Origin of the sequence: Nocardioides marinisabuli (assembly GCF_013466785.1) — a bacterium.
In the GTDB taxonomy this organism is placed as follows: Bacteria; Actinomycetota; Actinomycetes; order Propionibacteriales; family Nocardioidaceae; genus Nocardioides; species Nocardioides marinisabuli.
In genome coordinates this window covers 818,262-835,231 of the sequence record NZ_CP059163.1, presented here as the reverse complement: position 1 = coordinate 835,231, position 16,970 = coordinate 818,262, and the positions used below count along the sequence as shown (strand labels likewise).

27 protein-coding genes and 1 pseudogene are annotated in these 16,970 nt (G+C 68.8%); all 28 read left to right on the top strand.

The features are described from left to right. Positions 1–40: 40 nt before the first annotated feature. The 28 genes and pseudogenes from tuf to map all read left to right on the top strand — a co-directional run bounded on the left by tuf (position 41) and on the right by map (position 16,819). Entirely contained in the window at positions 41–1,234 is a 1,194-nt protein-coding gene (gene tuf / locus H0S66_RS03990) for an elongation factor Tu (RefSeq protein ID WP_179614247.1), read from the top strand. Between the two features lie 207 nt (positions 1,235–1,441). Beyond that, the gene (locus H0S66_RS03985) at positions 1,442–1,942 is read left to right on the top strand and encodes a SigE family RNA polymerase sigma factor (protein WP_179614246.1); all 501 of its coding nucleotides are present in this window, start codon (positions 1,442–1,444) and stop codon (positions 1,940–1,942) included. Continuing rightward, entirely contained in the window at positions 1,939–3,093 is a 1,155-nt protein-coding gene (locus H0S66_RS03980; protein WP_179614245.1) for a hypothetical protein, read from the top strand. Before H0S66_RS03985 ends, H0S66_RS03980 begins: the two co-directional genes overlap by 4 nt. A gap of 57 nt (positions 3,094–3,150) precedes the next feature. After that, positions 3,151–3,882, top strand: coding sequence for a tRNA (guanosine(46)-N7)-methyltransferase TrmB (gene trmB, locus H0S66_RS03975; protein ID WP_179614244.1), 732 nt, complete (start codon positions 3,151–3,153; stop codon positions 3,880–3,882). A 391-nt stretch (positions 3,883–4,273) separates the two neighbouring features. Continuing rightward, positions 4,274–4,582 carry a 30S ribosomal protein S10 gene (rpsJ, locus tag H0S66_RS03970; protein ID WP_008360994.1) on the top strand — a complete coding sequence of 103 codons (309 nt, stop codon included), beginning with the start codon at positions 4,274–4,276 and terminating at the stop codon, positions 4,580–4,582. Positions 4,583–4,593: 11 nt separating this feature from the next. Beyond that, a complete protein-coding gene (gene rplC / locus H0S66_RS03965) occupies positions 4,594–5,253 on the top strand; it encodes a 50S ribosomal protein L3 (RefSeq protein WP_179614243.1) in 660 nt (219 codons plus the stop codon). 2 nt (positions 5,254–5,255) lie between these two features. Beyond that, a pseudogene (rplD, locus tag H0S66_RS03960) lies at positions 5,256–5,864 on the top strand (50S ribosomal protein L4); the annotation flags it as partial. A gap of 11 nt (positions 5,865–5,875) precedes the next feature. Next, positions 5,876–6,181, top strand: a complete 306-nt coding sequence (rplW, locus tag H0S66_RS03955; protein WP_179614241.1) for a 50S ribosomal protein L23 — start codon at positions 5,876–5,878, stop codon at positions 6,179–6,181. A 31-nt stretch (positions 6,182–6,212) separates the two neighbouring features. Further along, positions 6,213–7,049, top strand: a complete 837-nt coding sequence (rplB, locus tag H0S66_RS03950) for a 50S ribosomal protein L2 (protein ID WP_179614240.1) — start codon at positions 6,213–6,215, stop codon at positions 7,047–7,049. Positions 7,050–7,054: 5 nt separating this feature from the next. Continuing rightward, the gene (gene rpsS, locus H0S66_RS03945; RefSeq protein WP_179614239.1) at positions 7,055–7,336 is read left to right on the top strand and encodes a 30S ribosomal protein S19; all 282 of its coding nucleotides are present in this window, start codon (positions 7,055–7,057) and stop codon (positions 7,334–7,336) included. Then, a complete protein-coding gene (rplV, locus tag H0S66_RS03940) occupies positions 7,333–7,779 on the top strand; it encodes a 50S ribosomal protein L22 (RefSeq protein WP_179614238.1) in 447 nt (148 codons plus the stop codon). The genes rpsS and rplV overlap by 4 nt, the downstream gene beginning before the upstream one ends. Continuing rightward, a complete protein-coding gene (rpsC, locus tag H0S66_RS03935; RefSeq protein ID WP_179614237.1) occupies positions 7,779–8,624 on the top strand; it encodes a 30S ribosomal protein S3 in 846 nt (281 codons plus the stop codon). The genes rplV and rpsC overlap by 1 nt, the downstream gene beginning before the upstream one ends. A 4-nt stretch (positions 8,625–8,628) precedes the next feature. Then, positions 8,629–9,048: a 50S ribosomal protein L16 gene (rplP, locus tag H0S66_RS03930; protein ID WP_179614236.1), complete on the top strand. Its 420-nt coding sequence runs from the start codon at positions 8,629–8,631 to the stop codon at positions 9,046–9,048. Beyond that, positions 9,048–9,296 carry a 50S ribosomal protein L29 gene (rpmC, locus tag H0S66_RS03925; protein WP_068105914.1) on the top strand — a complete coding sequence of 83 codons (249 nt, stop codon included), beginning with the start codon at positions 9,048–9,050 and terminating at the stop codon, positions 9,294–9,296. The genes rplP and rpmC overlap by 1 nt, the downstream gene beginning before the upstream one ends. Then, on the top strand, positions 9,293–9,574 hold the full coding sequence (gene rpsQ / locus H0S66_RS03920; RefSeq protein WP_179614235.1) for a 30S ribosomal protein S17: 282 nt from the start codon (positions 9,293–9,295) through the stop codon (positions 9,572–9,574). The genes rpmC and rpsQ overlap by 4 nt, the downstream gene beginning before the upstream one ends. A gap of 94 nt (positions 9,575–9,668) precedes the next feature. Further along, positions 9,669–10,037 carry a 50S ribosomal protein L14 gene (rplN, locus tag H0S66_RS03915; protein ID WP_068105909.1) on the top strand — a complete coding sequence of 123 codons (369 nt, stop codon included), beginning with the start codon at positions 9,669–9,671 and terminating at the stop codon, positions 10,035–10,037. 3 nt (positions 10,038–10,040) lie between these two features. Next, on the top strand, positions 10,041–10,403 hold the full coding sequence (rplX, locus tag H0S66_RS03910) for a 50S ribosomal protein L24 (RefSeq protein WP_218876218.1): 363 nt from the start codon (positions 10,041–10,043) through the stop codon (positions 10,401–10,403). 1 nt (position 10,404) lies between these two features. Continuing rightward, the gene (gene rplE / locus H0S66_RS03905) at positions 10,405–10,995 is read left to right on the top strand and encodes a 50S ribosomal protein L5 (protein ID WP_204797247.1); all 591 of its coding nucleotides are present in this window, start codon (positions 10,405–10,407) and stop codon (positions 10,993–10,995) included. Position 10,996: 1 nt separating this feature from the next. Then, complete coding sequence (locus tag H0S66_RS03900) at positions 10,997–11,182, top strand: type Z 30S ribosomal protein S14 (RefSeq protein WP_011757321.1); 186 nt, start codon at positions 10,997–10,999, stop codon at positions 11,180–11,182. A 91-nt stretch (positions 11,183–11,273) separates the two neighbouring features. After that, on the top strand, positions 11,274–11,681 hold the full coding sequence (rpsH, locus tag H0S66_RS03895) for a 30S ribosomal protein S8 (RefSeq protein ID WP_179614234.1): 408 nt from the start codon (positions 11,274–11,276) through the stop codon (positions 11,679–11,681). 29 nt (positions 11,682–11,710) lie between these two features. Beyond that, positions 11,711–12,250, top strand: a complete 540-nt coding sequence (rplF, locus tag H0S66_RS03890) for a 50S ribosomal protein L6 (RefSeq protein ID WP_179614233.1) — start codon at positions 11,711–11,713, stop codon at positions 12,248–12,250. Between the two features lie 2 nt (positions 12,251–12,252). Then, positions 12,253–12,636, top strand: coding sequence for a 50S ribosomal protein L18 (rplR, locus tag H0S66_RS03885; RefSeq protein ID WP_179614232.1), 384 nt, complete (start codon positions 12,253–12,255; stop codon positions 12,634–12,636). A 34-nt stretch (positions 12,637–12,670) separates the two neighbouring features. Continuing rightward, positions 12,671–13,288: a 30S ribosomal protein S5 gene (gene rpsE, locus H0S66_RS03880; protein WP_179614231.1), complete on the top strand. Its 618-nt coding sequence runs from the start codon at positions 12,671–12,673 to the stop codon at positions 13,286–13,288. Further along, positions 13,288–13,470 (top strand): 50S ribosomal protein L30, encoded by a 183-nt coding sequence (gene rpmD, locus H0S66_RS03875; RefSeq protein WP_179614230.1) that lies wholly within the window; start codon positions 13,288–13,290, stop codon positions 13,468–13,470. The genes rpsE and rpmD overlap by 1 nt, the downstream gene beginning before the upstream one ends. A 1-nt stretch (position 13,471) precedes the next feature. Continuing rightward, a complete protein-coding gene (rplO, locus tag H0S66_RS03870) occupies positions 13,472–13,915 on the top strand; it encodes a 50S ribosomal protein L15 (RefSeq protein WP_179614229.1) in 444 nt (147 codons plus the stop codon). Between the two features lie 199 nt (positions 13,916–14,114). Further along, a complete protein-coding gene (gene secY, locus H0S66_RS03865; RefSeq protein WP_179614228.1) occupies positions 14,115–15,416 on the top strand; it encodes a preprotein translocase subunit SecY in 1,302 nt (433 codons plus the stop codon). Beyond that, positions 15,413–15,988, top strand: a complete 576-nt coding sequence (locus tag H0S66_RS03860) for an adenylate kinase (protein WP_179614227.1) — start codon at positions 15,413–15,415, stop codon at positions 15,986–15,988. The genes secY and H0S66_RS03860 overlap by 4 nt, the downstream gene beginning before the upstream one ends. A 12-nt stretch (positions 15,989–16,000) precedes the next feature. Then, positions 16,001–16,819, top strand: coding sequence for a type I methionyl aminopeptidase (gene map, locus H0S66_RS03855; RefSeq protein WP_179614226.1), 819 nt, complete (start codon positions 16,001–16,003; stop codon positions 16,817–16,819). Positions 16,820–16,970: the final 151 nt, after the last annotated feature.

The window sequence follows — 16,970 nt, the reverse complement described above, 5'->3', positions numbered from 1 at the left end:
GTACGAGTCAAGTACCAACCCACACCAGGAGGAGCCCCCAGTGGCTAAGGCGAAGTTCGAGCGGACCAAGCCGCACGTCAACATCGGCACCATCGGTCACATCGACCACGGCAAGACGACGCTGACCGCGGCCATCTCGAAGGTGCTTCACGACAAGCACCCGGACCTCAACGAGGAGTCGCCCTTCGACTCCATCGACAAGGCCCCCGAGGAGCGTCAGCGCGGCATCACGATCTCGATCGCGCACATCGAGTACCAGACCGAGGCGCGCCACTACGCGCACGTCGACTGCCCCGGTCACGCCGACTACGTGAAGAACATGATCACGGGTGCGGCGCAGATGGACGGCGCGATCCTCGTGGTCGCCGCCACCGACGGCCCGATGCCGCAGACGCGTGAGCACGTGCTGCTCGCCCGCCAGGTCGGCGTGCCGGCCCTGGTCGTGGCGCTCAACAAGTGCGACATGGTCGACGACGAGGAGCTCATCGAGCTCGTCGAGATGGAGGTGCGCGAGCTCCTCTCGGAGTACGACTTCCCGGGTGACGACCTTCCGGTCGTCCAGGTGGCGGCGTTCCCGGCCCTGCAGGGCGAGCAGAAGTGGGTCGACTCGATCGCCGAGCTCATGGACGCGGTGGACTCCTACATCCCGCAGCCCGAGCGCGACACCGAGAAGCCCTTCCTCATGCCCGTCGAGGACGTCTTCACGATCACCGGTCGTGGCACCGTCATCACCGGTCGCATCGAGCGCGGCATCGTCAAGGTGAACGAGGAGGTCGAGATCGTCGGCATCCGCGAGACCTCGCAGAAGTCCACGGTCACCGGCGTCGAGATGTTCCGCAAGCTGCTCGACGAGGGCCAGGCCGGCGAGAACGTCGGTCTGCTCCTGCGCGGTACCAAGCGCGAGGACGTCGAGCGCGGCATGGTCGTCATCAAGCCGGGCACCACGACCCCGCACACCAACTTCGACGCCTCGGTCTACATCCTGTCGAAGGAGGAGGGCGGCCGTCACACGCCGTTCTTCAACAACTACCGCCCGCAGTTCTACTTCCGCACCACGGACGTGACCGGCGTCGTGACCCTCCCCGAGGGCACCGAGATGGTCATGCCGGGTGACAACACGGAGATGTCGGTCGAGCTGATCCAGCCGATCGCCATGGACGAGGGCCTGCGCTTCGCGATCCGTGAGGGTGGCCGCACCGTCGGCGCCGGCCGGGTCACCAAGATCACCAAGTGATCCCCGCCGGTCGCTGACCGGCACCCAGCACAGCAGCACCAGATCGGCCCCGGACCTATCGGTCCGGGGCCGTTCTGCATGTCCGGGCCCCGCTGCGGGCGGAGGGGCTGCCGGTGCACGCCTGCGAAGTTCTCGGGCACCGCACCCAACCTCGAGGCGTCCTGGCGGCTCCTTCCCCTCGACACTGTCTCTGCACAAGGACGACACATGACTGATCCCGAACCGGGGTTCGAGGACTTCGTGACGGCGCGCTGGGCGCCGCTCTACCGCACCGCCTACCTGCTCTGCGGCACCAGCCACGAGGCCGAGGACCTGCTGCAGACCGCGCTGGCCACGACCTGCGTCCGCTGGGGCCAGATCCGCGACAAGGGGGCGGCGGACGCCTACGTCCGGCGCACCATGCTCAACCTGGCCCAGCGGCACTGGCGACGCCGGCGTCGCGAGGTGGCCACCGAGCACCTCCCCGACGCCGGCCACGACCACCTCGGAGCCCGAGCCGACCACGTCGCCCTGTGGACCGAGGTGCGTCGGCTGCCGCCCCGCATGCGTGCGGTCCTCGTGCTGCGCTACTTCGAGGACCTCAGCGTGAGCGAGACCGCCGTCGCCCTCGGGTGCTCCGAGGGCACCGTCAAGAGCCAGACCCACCACGCCGTCGGCCGCCTGCGCGTGGCCCTGCCGGCGCTCGAGCTGTCGAAGGACCACGCATGAGCACCACCGAGATCCGCGACGCGCTGCACGCCGTCGCCGAGTCCACCACCGTCCCCACCCTCGACCGCACCGCTCTCCAGCGGCGCGTGGGTCGGGAGCGACGCGCACTGCGGGGCTACCGAGCCCTTGGCGGAGTCGGGGTCGCGGCAGCGGCCACCCTGCTCGTCTCCGTCGTCGGGTTCCCGTTCGCCGGGGGAGGGACCGGTGGGGTCGGCGCCCCGGCGGAACAGGCGTCGGCGGCGTCCTCGTCGGCACCCTCGTCGGCACCCTCGTCGGAGACCGGCGTGCCGGGCCCGGTGCCCTACGTGCTCGGAGGGCGGCTGCACGTGCTCGACCCCCAGGGCGTCGACCACGAGCTGGGCATCGACGTCGAGGAGGTGCTCGGTGCGACCCGGGAGTTCGTCTACGTGCTGGACCGGACCAGCACGGTGCGACGCTTCGACGCGGTCCACGGCGACGAGGGGCCGGGGAGCCCGTGGGCCTTCGAGGAGGTGGACTCCCTGACCCCGCAGGACGTCCTGGGCGCCCGGCTCTCGAGCGACGGACGGTTCCTGGGCTGGATCGACCGGGCCGAGCGGTTGTGGGTGCGTGACCTGGTGGCGGGCACCACGTCGACACCTCGGCGCCTGCCCGGCAACAGCTACCTGGCCGATGTGGCCCAGGGCAGCGGAGCAGGCCTGGTCTCCCAGGACGGCGAGCTGGTGCTGCTCACGGCCGACGGCGACGTGCCCGTCCCCACCGTCGGCGACGGGTACGGGTGGGCCTCCTCGGCCGGCGGCTCCCAGGTCGCGGTGGTCGACCGCGACGGGTCCACCCGGGTCTATGACGTCGCGACCGGTGCCGCGCGTCTCGTCGACGAGGTCCGGGGCGCCGGCGAGCTGGCGCCCTACGGCGGCCTCGTGGCCTCGGTCGCTCCGGCAGGTGCAGGCACGACGCGGGTGACGCTGAGCCGCGTCCCCGGTGGCGGCAGCCAGGTCCTGGCGGTCCCGGGTCGCGCGGTGGACGCGGCCTGGCTCGACGAGCGGTACGTCCTGGTCCTCGCCGACGACCCAGGGGCCGGGACCAGCACCCTGCACCTGTGCCCGGTCGACGCGAGCTCCGCCTGCAGCATGCTGCCGGTGCAGGGCGAGGACCTCGACCTGCCGGGCTGAGCCGACGCCGTCCGCCGCGATTCCGCGGCGGACGGCAGCGGCGGCGATGATGGACCCATGCCCGAGCAGCACCTGCGCGTCGCCCCCGCCCGTCCTCACCAGAAGCTGACCGAGGACGGACGCCGCATGCGCGAGGTCCTCAGCTACTCCCGGCGCGGCAGCCGGTTCACGCCCAGCCAGCAGGAGGCCTGGGACGCCCACGCACAGGCGTGGGTGGTGCCCGACGAGGAGGTCGACCGCCCCGGCGTCGACATCGCCTCCTGGTTCGGCCGCGAGGCCCCACTGGTCGTCGAGATCGGGTGCGGGGTGGGGGAGGCCACCGGTGTGCTCGCCGCGGCCCGGCCCGACGTCAACGTGCTGGCCCTCGAGGTCTGGCTCCCGGGGGTGGCCGCCTCGCTGGCCGAGGTGGCGGCGGCCGGCGCCGACAACGTCCGGTTCTGCTCGGTCGACGCCGCCTGGTGCCTGGAGCACCTGGTCGCGCCCGGTGGGCTCGCGGAGCTGTGGACCTTCTTCCCCGACCCCTGGCCCAAGACGCGACACCACAAGCGGCGCCTGGTCTCCGCCCCCTTCGCCTCGATGGTCGCCTCGCGGCTGGAGGTCGGGGGCCGCTGGCGCCTGGCCACCGACTGGGGCGACTACGCCGAGCAGATGCTCGAGGTGCTCGACGCGGAGCCGGCCCTGGAGGGCGGGCAGGTCGAGCGCTGGGCGGAGCGTCCGGTGACCAAGTTCGAGCGCAAGGGCCGCGAGGCGGGGCGCTCCATCACCGACCTGACCTACCGCAGGCGCTGAGCACGCCTCGATTTGGACGACGTCGCGACGGTCTGCCAAGATGTTCAGGTTGCTCCGGCGGGTCGCCGGGGTGCGGCACACCTTGACTACTGAATCGCGTCTCCCCATCACATGATGGTTCGTGACTTCGGTGTCCGGCGTGCAGCCGCACCGCTCCTGCTGCACAGCAGGGGGGAGACCCGATCAGCCTGACGAACCGTCGGGCGTCATCCGGTCACGACCAGCAGGCAGGACCCGGTCCTGTGTTGCGCCCGGACTCAGCGTCCGGCCCGCGACACGCCCGACCGCGGGGGTCGGCTGGAGGATGAAGAGCAGCTGGGGGGACCGACTCAAGCCCGAGGACGTCCCGGACACGCACGCGGCAGATGAGAAGTAAGGACGAGAGAGACCTATGGCGGGACAGAAGATCCGCATCAGGCTCAAGGCCTATGACCACGAGGTGATCGACACCTCGGCGCGCAAGATCGTGGACACGGTCACCCGCACGGGTGCCAAGGTCGCCGGCCCGGTGCCGCTGCCGACCGAGAAGAACGTGTACTGCGTCATCCGCTCGCCCCACAAGTACAAGGATTCCCGCGAGCACTTCGAGATGCGCACCCACAAGCGCCTCATCGACATCATCGACCCCACCCCGAAGACCGTCGACTCGCTCATGCGTCTCGACCTTCCGGCCGGTGTCGACATCGAGATCAAGCTCTGAGGTCCGAGGACATGACGATCGAACACAACATGAAGGGGCTGCTGGGCACCAAGCTCGGCATGACCCAGCTGTGGGACGAGAACAACCGCGTCGTCCCCGTGACCGTGATCGCTGCGAGCACCAACGTGGTCACCCAGGTCCGCACCCCCGAGGTCGACGGCTACAACGCCGTCCAGATCGGGTACGGCGAGATCGAGGGCCGCAAGGTGAACAAGCCCAGCGCCGGTCACTTCGCCAAGGCGGGTCTCACCCCGCGCCGCCACCTCGTCGAGCTCCGCACCTCTGCGGCCTCCGGCTACACCGTGGGCCAGGAGCTCGCGGTCGACACCTTCGCCGCTGGCGAGGAGATCGACGTGACGGGCACCAGCAAGGGCAAGGGCTTCGCCGGCGTCATGAAGCGTCACGGCTTCGCCGGCGTCTCCGCCTCGCACGGTGCCCACCGCAACCACCGCAAGCCCGGCTCGATCGGCGCCTGCGCCACGCCGGGTCGTGTGTTCCGTGGTCAGCGGATGGCCGGTCGCATGGGTAACGACACCGTCACCACCCAGAACATCACCGTGCACGCCGTCGACACCGACAAGGGCCTGATCCTGCTGAAGGGCGCCGTCCCCGGCCCCAAGGGTGGTCTCGTGGTGCTGCGTTCGGCCGCCAAGAACATCCAGGAGGCCTGAGCATGGCTGTCAAGACCGTCAAGGTCGACCTGCCCGCCGACATCTTCGACGCCAAGGTCAACGTCCCGTTGATCCACCAGGTCGTCGTCGCGCAGCAGGCCGCCGCCCGTCAGGGCACGCACGCCACCAAGACCCGCGGCGAGGTTCGCGGCGGTGGCCGCAAGCCCTACAAGCAGAAGGGCACCGGCCGCGCCCGCCAGGGCTCGACCCGCGCTCCGCAGTTCGCCGGTGGTGGCACCGTGCACGGCCCGCAGCCGCGCAGCTACGACCAGCGCACCCCCAAGAAGATGAAGGTCGCCGCCCTGCGCGGTGCCCTCTCCGACCGGGCGCGCCACGACCGCATCCACGTCGTCGAGTCGCTGGTCACCGGTGACAAGCCCGCCACCAAGGCCGCGCTGGCCTCGCTGGCCGAGCTCACCGTGCGCACCAAGTTCCTCGTCGTGCTCGAGCGCACCGACACCCTGACCTGGCTCTCGCTGCGCAACGCGCCCGAGGTCCACCTCGTGGCCGTCGACCAGCTCAACACCTACGACGTGCTCGCGGCCGACGACATCGTGTTCAGCAAGGGCGCGTACGACGCGCTCGTCGCCGGCACCGCCACGTCGACCAAGGAGGCCTCCAAGTGAGCACCCTGCACAAGGACCACCGCGACGTGCTGCTCGCGCCGGTCGTCTCGGAGAAGAGCTACAGCCTTCTCGACACGAACAAGTACACGTTCGTGGTGCGGCCCGACGCCAACAAGACCGAGATCAAGATCGCCGTCGAGAAGATCTTCAACGTCAAGGTCACCTCGGTGAACACGCTGAACCGCCCCGGCAAGACCCGTCGCACGCGCAACGGGCTGGGCAAGCGCAAGGACACCAAGCGCGCCATCGTCAGCCTCGCCGAGGGTCACCGCATCGACATCTTCGGAGGTCCGGTCTCCTGACCGGGCCTGACGACACGAGGACTGAACACACATGGCTATCCGCAAGTACAAGCCGACAACGCCGGGCCGTCGCGGCTCGTCGGTCGCCGACTTCGTCGAGATCACTCGCACGACGCCGGAGAAGTCGCTGACGGTGCCGCTGCCCAAGAAGGGCGGCCGCAACAACCAGGGCCGGATCACCACCCGGCACCAGGGTGGCGGTCACAAGCGCGCCTACCGGATCATCGACTTCCGTCGCTACGACAAGGACGGCGTCCCCGCGAAGGTCGCTCACATCGAGTACGACCCCAACCGCACCGCGCGCATCGCGCTGCTGCACTACGCCGACGGCGAGAAGCGCTACATCATCGCTCCTCGTGGCCTGGCGCAGGGCACCGTGATCGAGTCGGGCACCGGCGCTGACATCAAGACCGGCAACAACCTGCCGCTGCGCAACATCCCGGTCGGTTCGACCATCCACTGCGTGGAGATGCGACCCGGCGGCGGCGCCAAGATCGCCCGCTCGGCCGGCAACTCCGCCCAGCTCGTCGCCCGCGAGGGCTCGCGCGCCACGCTGCGCATGCCCTCGGGCGAGATGCGCTTCGTCGACGTGCGCTGCCGCGCGACCCTCGGCGAGGTCGGCAACGCCGAGCAGTCGAACATCAACTGGGGCAAGGCCGGCCGCATGCGCTGGAAGGGCAAGCGCCCGACCGTGCGCGGTGTGGTCATGAACCCGGTCGACCACCCGCACGGTGGTGGCGAGGGCAAGACGTCCGGTGGACGTCACCCGGTGTCCCCCTGGGGCAAGCCCGAGGGCCGCACGCGCAAGCGCAAGGCCTCCGACTCCCAGATCATCCGTCGCCGCAAGTCCGGCAAGGGTAGGAAGTAAACGACATGCCTCGCAGCCTGAAGAAGGGCCCCTTCATCGACGGCCACCTGCAGAAGAAGGTGGACGCGGAGAACGAGAAGGGCACCCACAACGTCATCAAGACCTGGTCGCGCCGGTCGATGATCGTGCCGGACATGATCGGTCACACGATCGCCGTGCACGACGGTCGCAAGCACGTCCCGGTCTTCGTCACCGACTCGATGGTCGGTCACAAGCTGGGCGAGTTCGCCCCGACCCGCACCTACCGCGGGCACGTCAAGGAAGACCGGAAGGGACGTCGCCGATGAGCACCACCGAGCGCATGCGCACGAGTGCCCGCCGCGAGACGCTTCTCGGCGACCAGCCGGGAGCCTTCGCGACCGCCCGCTTCACGCGGATCACGCCGATGAAGGCGCGTCGCGTCGTGGACATGGTCCGCGGCATGGCCGTCGACGAGGCCCTGGCGCTGCTGAAGTTCGCGCCCCAGGCCGCGGCGCAGACCGTCTACAAGGTCCTCGAGAGCGCCATCGCGAACGCCGAGACGACCGAGGGCCTGGCCGCTGCCGACCTCGTCGTCTCCGTCGCGATGGTCGACGAGGGTCCCACGATGAAGCGCTGGCGCCCCCGGGCCCAGGGTCGGGCGACGCGCATCAACAAGCGCACCAGCCACATCACCCTGGCCGTCCAGCCCGCCGACGTCGTGGCCGCCAAGGCCACCAAGCGCGGCCCGAAGAACGGAAAGAGTGCCTGATGGGACAGAAGATCAACCCCAACGGCTTCCGTCTGGGTATCAGCACCGACCACAAGTCGCGCTGGTACGCCGACAAGCTGTACAAGTCCTACGTCGGCGAGGACGTCGCCATCCGCAAGCTGCTCAGCAAGGGCATGGAGCGGGCCGGCATCGCCAAGGTCGAGATCGAGCGCACCCGTGACCGCGTCCGTGTGGACATCCACACCGCGCGTCCCGGCATCGTCATCGGTCGCCGTGGCGCCGAGGCCGACCGCATCCGCGGCGAGCTCGAGAAGCTCACCGGCAAGCAGGTGCAGCTGAACATCCTCGAGGTCAAGAGCCCCGAGGTCGACGCGCAGCTGGTCGCCCAGGGTGTCGCCGAGCAGCTCGCCGGTCGTGTGCAGTTCCGCCGCGCGATGCGCAAGGCGATGCAGACGACGATGCGCTCGGGTGCCAAGGGCATCCGGATCCAGTGCTCGGGCCGCCTCAACGGCGCCGAGATGTCGCGCACGGAGTTCTACCGCGAGGGCCGCGTGCCCCTGCACACCCTGCGTGCCGACATCGACTACGGCTTCTACGAGGCCAAGACCACCTTCGGCCGCATCGGCGTGAAGGTCTGGATCTACAAGGGTGAGGTGTCCGGCTCGCGTGCCGAGCGCCAGGCCCAGGCCGCTGCCCGTGCCGGTGTCCCCGGCCGCGGCGGCAACCGCCCCCAGCGCGGTGGCGAGCGCCCCAGCCGCGGTTCGCGCGGCGACCGCCCGACGCGTTCGGACCGCGAGGGCTCGGCCCCCGCCGCCGACGCGCCGGCGCAGGCTGCCGCTCCCGCGAGCACCCCCGCTGAGTCCACGGCCGGATCGGAGGCCTGAGAAAATGTTGATGCCCCGTCGCGTCAAGCACCGCAAGCAGCACCACCCCAAGCGCACCGGCATGGCCAAGGGCGGCACGCAGCTCGCCTTCGGTGACTTCGGTATCCAGGCGGTGGAGGGTCACTACGTCACGAACCGACAGATCGAGTCGGCTCGTATCGCCATGACCCGTCACATCAAGCGAGGCGGCAAGGTGTGGATCAACATCTACCCCGACCGCCCGCTGACCAAGAAGCCTGCCGAGACCCGCATGGGTTCGGGTAAGGGCTCCCCCGAGTGGTGGGTGGCGAACGTCAAGCCCGGCCGCGTCATGTTCGAACTTTCCGGTGTCTCTGAGGACGTCGCTCGCGAGGCCATGCGCCGCGCGATGCACAAGCTCCCCATGAAGTGCCGGTTCATCTCGCGAGAGGCGGGTGAATTCTGATGGCCAACGGTGTCAAGGCCCACGAGCTCGACGAGATGAACGACGTCGACCTCGAGGCACGTCTGCGCGAGGCCAAGGAGGAGCTCTTCAACCTCCGGTTCCAGGCGGCCACCGGCCAGCTGGAGAGCCACGGTCGTCTGCGGACGGTCAAGAAGGACATCGCCCGGATCTACACCGTGGTGCGTGAGCGCGAGCTCGGCATCCGGACCGCTCCGGGCAGCGACGAGAACGAGGACGGTGCCGCATGAGCGAGCAGGCAGTCGACAACGGCACCCCGCGCAACGACCGCAAGGTCCGCGAGGGTCTCGTCGTCAGCGACAAGATGGACAAGACCGTGGTCGTCTCCGTCGAGGACCGCGTCAAGCACGCCCTCTACGGCAAGGTGCTGCGCAAGACCAGCAAGCTCAAGGCGCACGACGAGCAGAACGAGTGCGGCACCGGCGACCGGGTCCTCATCATGGAGACCCGTCCGCTGTCGGCGACCAAGCGCTGGCGCGTGGTCGAGATCCTCGAGCGCGCCAAGTGACCCCTCGCCCCGCGCGAGAGAACAACCCCACCAGTTCGGCCAGGCTCGCCGTCCCTGAGACGCCGAGAACCGGCACGACAACCAGGAGAAATCGATGATTCAGCAGGAGTCGCGACTCAAGGTCGCCGACAACACCGGTGCGAAGGAGATCCTCTGCATCCGTGTTCTCGGCGGCTCGGGTCGGCGCTACGCCGGTATCGGCGACACCATCGTCGCCACCGTCAAGGACGCGATCCCCGGCGGCAACGTGAAGAAGGGTGACGTCGTCAAGGCCGTCATCGTGCGCACCGTCAAGGAGCGCCGCCGGGCCGACGGGTCCTACATCCGCTTCGACGAGAACGCGGCAGTGATCCTCAAGACCGATGGCGAGCCGCGCGGTACGCGCATCTTCGGCCCCGTCGGTCGTGAGCTTCGTGAGAAGAAGTTCATGAAGATCATCTCGCTCGCCCCGGAGGTGCTCTGAGCCATGGCGAAGAGTGTGAACATCAAGAAGGGCGACACCGTGAAGGTGATCGCCGGCAAGGACAAGGGTGCCGAGGGCAAGGTCATCCAGGTGCTCCGTGAGGAGCAGCGGGTGATCGTCGAGGGTGTGAACCGCATCAAGCGCCACACCAAGGTCGTCAACCAGGGTGGTCGCGCCGGCAACACCGGCGGCATCATCACGGCCGAGGCCCCCATCCACGTCTCCAACGTGATGCTCGTCGAGGGCGACGGCACGACCCGGATCGGCTTCCGCCGTGACCAGGTCACCAAGCGCCGCCCCGACGGCTCGACCTACGAGGCCGAGCGCAGCGTCCGCATCTCGCGCAAGTCCGGCAAGGAGATCTGAGATGACTGAGACCCAGACCACCGACGCGCCGGAGATCTCGGCGAAGGTCCCGCCGCGCTTCAAGACCCGCTACCGCGAGGAGATCCTCCCCGCGCTCAAGGCGGAGTTCGAGATCGCGAACGTCATGCAGGTGCCCGGCCTGACCAAGATCGTGGTCAACATGGGCGTCGGCGAGGCCGCGCGCGACTCGAAGTTGATCGAGGGCGCGGTCAAGGACCTCACCGCGATCACCGGTCAGAAGCCGACCGTGACCAAGGCCCGCAAGTCCATCGCGCAGTTCAAGTTGCGCGAGGGCATGCCGATCGGTGCGCACGTCACGCTGCGCGGCGACCGCATGTGGGAGTTCCTGGACCGCCTGCTGACCCTGGCGCTGCCCCGCATCCGCGACTTCCGGGGCCTCAACCCCGGCCAGTTCGACGGTCGCGGCAACTACACCTTCGGTCTGACCGAGCAGGTCATGTTCCACGAGATCGACCAGGACAAGATCGACCGCTCGCGCGGCATGGACATCACCGTGGTCACCACGGCCACCACTGACGACCAGGGCCGCGCGCTGCTCAAGCAGCTCGGCTTCCCGTTCAAGGAGAACTGACATGGCGAAGACCGCCCTGAAGGTCAAGGCTGCTCGCAAGCCGAAGTTCGCGGTGCGTGGCTACACCCGTTGCCAGCGCTGCGGCCGTCCCAAGGCCGTGTACCGCAAGTTCGGCCTGTGCCGCATCTGCCTGCGGGAGATGGCGCACCGTGGCGAGCTGCCCGGCGTGACCAAGTCCAGCTGGTGAACCAGACCTCCCGTTCCATCTACACACGATCGCTGCAGGTCGCCCCTGAGATGCAGGGGCGATACCACGGTGGAGAAAGGGCCTCACGGCCATGACGATGACTGACCCGATCGCAGACATGCTGACCCGTCTGCGCAACGCCAACCAGGCGTACCACGACGCTGTGACCATGCCTTACAGCAAGCTCAAGCAGGGCGTCGCCGAGATCCTCAAGCAGGAGGGGTACATCACCTCCTTCGACGTCGCCGAGCCGGCCGAGGGTGAGGTCGGCAAGACGCTGACCATCACGCTGAAGTACGGCCGCAACCGGGAGCGCTCCATCGCGGGCGTTCGCCGCATCAGCAAGCCGGGCCTGCGGGTCTACGCCAAGCACACGGGTCTCCCGAAGGTGCTCGGCGGACTGGGCGTCGCGATCATCTCGACGAGCCAGGGCCTGCTGACCGACCGCCAGGCAAACCAGAAGGGCGTGGGTGGGGAAGTCCTCGCCTACGTCTGGTGACGACGAGACCGAGATAGGAGAACTACAGCATGTCGCGCATTGGCAAGCTCCCCGTCGCGGTCCCGTCCGGTGTCGACGTGGCGATCGATGGTCCGCTGGTGACTGTGAAGGGGCCCAAGGGCACCCTCTCGCACTCCGTGGCGAGCCCGATCACCGTCGAGCAGGGTGACGGCGTCCTCGACGTCAAGCGTCCTGACGACGAGCGCGAGTCGCGCTCGTTGCACGGGCTGACCCGCACGTTGGTCAACAACATGGTCGTCGGTGTCACCGACGGCTACGAGAAGAAGCTCGAGATCGTGGGCGTGGGTTACCGCGTCCTCTCCAAGGGCCCCACCCAGCTGGAGTTCCAGCTCGGGTACTCGCACCCGATCATCTTCGACGCCCCCCAGGGCATCACGTTCACGGTCGAGGGCCCCACCAAGCTCGGTGTCCAGGGCATCGACAAGCAGCTCGTCGGTGAGGTCGCGGCCAACATCCGCAAGCTGCGCAAGCCCGAGCCCTACAAGGGCAAGGGCGTGCGCTACGCCGGCGAGCAGGTCCGCCGCAAGGTCGGAAAGGCTGGTAAGTGACCATGGGTATCTCGCTGTCGAACAACAAGCACACTGCGACGCGCACCCGATCGCGCCTGCGTCGTCAGATGCGGGGTCGCAAGAAGGTGCACGGCACCGCCGAGCGTCCGCGTCTCGTCGTCACCCGCAGCTCCAAGCACATCTCCGTCCAGGTCGTCGACGACCTGGTCGGCAAGACGCTGGCCAGCGCCTCCACCATGGAGAGCGACCTGCGGGGCGACGAGGGCGACAAGACCGCCAAGGCGAAGAAGGTCGGCGAGCTCGTCGCCGAGCGCGCCAAGGCTGCCGGAGTCGACGAGGTCGTCTTCGACCGCGCCGGCAACAAGTACCACGGTCGCGTCGCGGCCCTGGCGGACGGCGCCCGCTCGGGCGGCCTGACCTTCTGATCGCACGTCAAGCAATAGAGAAGAGGAAAGTCTCATGAGCGGAGCCCAGCGCGGACAGCGTGGTGGCGAGCGCCGTGGTCGCGACGACCGTCGCGGTAACCAGGGTGCGGACAAGACCGCCTACATCGAGCGCGTCGTTGCGATCAACCGTGTCGCCAAGGTCGTGAAGGGTGGTCGACGCTTCAGCTTCACCGCCCTCGTGGTCGTCGGCGACGGTGAGGGTCTGGTCGGCGTCGGCTACGGCAAGGCCAAGGAGGTGCCCGCGGCGATCGCCAAGGGTGTCGAGGAGGCGAAGAAGAACTTCTTCCGCGTCCCTCGCATCCAGGGCACCATCCCGCACCCGGTCCAGGGGGAGAAGGCGGCTGGCGTCGTCATGCTCCGCCCGGCCGCGCCCGGTACCGGTGTGATCGCCGGTGGCCCGGTGCGTGCGGTGCTCGAGTGCGCCGGCATCCACGACATCCTGAGCAAGTCGCTCGGGTCGTCCAACCAGATCAACATCGTGCACGCCACCGTCGAGGCGCTGCGCATGCTCGAGCAGCCCGAGGCCGTGGCCGCCCGTCGCGGCCTGCCGGTCGAGGACGTCGCCCCGGCGGCGCTGCTCAAGGCGCGCACCGAGGTGCCGGCGGGTGTGTCGCAGGAGGTGTCCTCCTGATGGCACAGCTCAAGGTCCAGCAGAAGAAGGGCCTGGTCGGCCTCAAGGCCAACCAGCGCGAGACGCTGCGCACCCTCGGTCTCAAGCGGATCGGTGACGTGGTCGTCAAGGAGGACCGCCCGGAGATCCGCGGCATGGTCAACACGGTTCGCCACCTGGTGACCGTCGAGGAGGTCGAGTGACATGACGACGCTCAAGCTGCACCACCTGCGCCCGGCCAAGGGCGCCAAGACCGCCAAGACCCGTGTGGGTCGCGGTGAGGCCTCGAAGGGCAAGACCGCGGGTCGCGGTACCAAGGGCACCAAGGCCCGGTACCAGGTCCCGGTCGCGTTCGAGGGCGGCCAGATGCCCATCCACATGCGGCTCCCGAAGCTCAAGGGCTTCAAGAACCCGTTCAAGGTGGAGTTCCAGGTCGTCAACCTCGACCGCCTCAGCACGCTGTTCCCCGAGGGTGGCACCGTCACCGTCGAGGACCTCGTCGCCAAGGGGGCCGTCCGTGACGGCCACCCGGTGAAGGTGCTGGGTCAGGGCGACATCTCGGTCAAGGTCGACGTGAGCGCCCAGGCGTTCTCGGCCTCGGCCGTCTCGAAGATCGAGGCCGCCGGCGGCTCGACCACCACGGTCTGAGTCTCGGCGACACCACGATGAGGGCGCGGGAGAGCGCCGCCGCAAGGCGGCCTCCCGCGCCCTTCGTCGTCGGTAGCCGGTGTCGGTGCCCGCGCACGCCAGGGAGCGTGACATCGTGGCCCCGACAGCCTGTTAGGCTTCCCGAGGCTTCCTGGGTGTGCCCGGGGAGCCGCAATTCTGTGTGGAGAAAGAGGATCTCGTGCTAGGCGCTTTCGCCAACGCTTTCAGGACGCCGGACCTGCGGCGCAAGCTGCTGTTCGTCCTGATGATCATCGTGATCTTCCGGGCCGGATCGCAGATCCCGGCACCGGGGGTGAACGTCGCCAACGTGCAGCAGTGCATCGACCTGGCCTCCCAGGGCGAGAATGCGAGCCTGTACAGCCTGGTGAACCTGTTCTCGGGTGGAGCGCTGCTCCAGCTGACGATCTTCGCGCTCGGGATCATGCCCTACATCACCGCCAGCATCATCCTGCAGCTGCTCGTCGTGGTGATCCCACGGCTCGAGGCGCTGAAGAAGGAGGGCCAGGCGGGGCAGACCAAGATCACGCAGTACACGCGCTACCTGACCCTGGGCCTCTCGGTCCTGCAGGCCACCGGCATCGTGGCCCTGGCGCGCTCGGGCAACCTGCTGCAGTGCAACCTGCCGCTGCTGCACGACGACTCCACCTCGACCTTCCTGGTCATGGTGATCACCATGACCGCCGGCACCGCCGTGATCATGTGGCTCGGCGAGCTGATCACCGAGCGCGGCGTCGGCAACGGCATGTCGATCCTGATCTTCTGCCAGGTCGTCGCGACCTTCCCGGCCGCCCTCTGGGAGGTCCAGAAGTCGCAGGGCTGGTGGCTCTTCGGGGTCGTGCTGGCCATCGGCCTGGTCATCGTGGCGGCCGTCATCTTCATCGAGCAGGCCCAGCGCCGGATCCCGGTCCAGTACGCGCGCCGCATGGTGGGGCGCAAGATGTTCGGCGGCTCCTCCACCTACATCCCGCTCAAGGTGAACCAGGCCGGCATCATCCCGGTCATCTTCGCCTCGTCGCTGCTCTACCTGCCCGCGATGGCGGTGCAGTTCAACCAGAACAGCGACTCGACCTGGATCACCTTCGTCAGCCGCTACTTCGTCAACGGTGACCACCCGCTCTACATGATCACCTACTTCGCGCTGATCGTCTTCTTCACCTACTTCTACGTCTCGATCACCTTCAACCCGCACGAGGTGGCCGACAACATGAAGAAGTACGGCGGCTTCATCCCCGGGATCCGGGCCGGTAAGCCGACCGAGGACTACCTGTCCTACGTCCTGTCCCGCATCACGCTGCCGGGCGCTCTCTACCTGGGTCTGATCGCGCTCATCCCGCTGATCGCCCTGGTCCTGATCGACGCCAACCAGAACTTCCCGTTCGGAGGCACCTCCATCCTGATCATGGTGGGTGTCGCGCTCGACACGGTGAAGCAGATCGAGAGCCAGCTCCAGCAGCGCAACTACGAAGGATTCCTGCGTTGAGGCTGATCCTGATGGGCCCCCCGGGGGCCGGCAAGGGCACCCAGGCCAAGTTCGTGGCCGAGCACTACTCGGTGCCCGCCATCTCCACCGGTGACATCTTCCGGGCCAACGTCTCCCAGGGCACGCCCCTGGGCCTCGAGGCCCAGCGCTACATGGACGCGGGCGACTACGTCCCCGACGAGGTCACCAACTCCATGGTCGCCAACCGGATCGCGGAGGACGACGCCAAGGGCGGGTTCCTGCTCGACGGCTACCCGCGCACCCTGGCCCAGGTCGAGGAGCTCGACGCCATGGTGGGCGAGCGCCAGGAGCGCATCGACGCCGTCGTCGTGCTCACGGTCGAGATGGACGAGATCGTCCAGCGGCTGCTGCAGCGCGCGCAGACCGAGGGCCGCGCCGACGACACCGAGGACGTCATCCGCCGGCGCCAGGAGATCTACGCCGAGCAGACCGAGCCCCTCATCGAGGTCTACCGCGAGCGCGGGCTGCTGGTCGAGGTCGACGGCATGGGCGAGGTCGCCGATGTGACCGCGCGCGTGCTCGAGGCGCTCGACTCCTCCCCGCGCGGCTGAGGGTCGCCCGCGATGGGACTGCGTGACCGCGGGCTCGAGATCAAGAGCCCCGAGCAGGTCGACCTGATGCGCAGGGCCGGGCTGGTGGTGGGGGAGACCCTCGAGCTGCTGCGCGGCTCGGTGCGTGCCGGCATCTCCACCGCCGAGCTCGACGCCATCGCGGAGGACAGCATCCGCTCGCGCGGGGCCACCCCGTCCTTCAAGGGTTACTACGGGTTCCCCGGCTCGATCTGCACCTCGGTCAACGACGTGGTCGTGCACGGCATCCCCGACGGGCGGGTGCTCGCCGACGGCGACGTCGTCTCGATCGACTGCGGCGCCATCGTCGAGGGCTGGCACGGCGACGCGGCGCTCACGGTGGCGGTCGGGGAGGTGCCCCACGAGGTGCGCGAGCTGATGCGCACCACCCAGGAGGCGCTGTGGCGGGGCATCGCCGCGGCCCGCTCGGGCGGGCGGGTCACCGACATCTCCCACGCGGTGGAGAGCCACGTGCGCTCGCAGGGCTCATACGGCATCCTCGAGGACTACGTCGGGCACGGCATCGGCACCGAGATGCACCTGCCCCCCGACGTGCCCAACTACGGCAGGCCCGGGCGCGGTGCGCGCCTGGTCGAGGGCCTGGCGCTGGCCGTCGAGCCGATGATCACCCTGGGTGGCAAGGACACCGCGGTGCTCGAGGACGACTGGACCGTGGTGACCACCGACGGCTCCTGGTCGGCGCACTACGAGCACACCTTCACCCTCACCGAGACCGGCACCTGGGTGCTGACCGCCCTCGACGGCGGCGAGGCCGAGCTGCGCGAGCTCGGTGTGCCCTTCGGTGGGCGCTGAGCGTCGTACGACGCCGTCGAGGCGGGTCCTCCACCACGCCCGTGCGATGATGGCCCCCGCAGGGGGGAGTATTCCTTCGCCACCGCCTCGTCAGCACGACCGGTCCTCGACCGGTCCGGGGCGGTGGGTCGCAGCAGCGGCGGGAGAGACC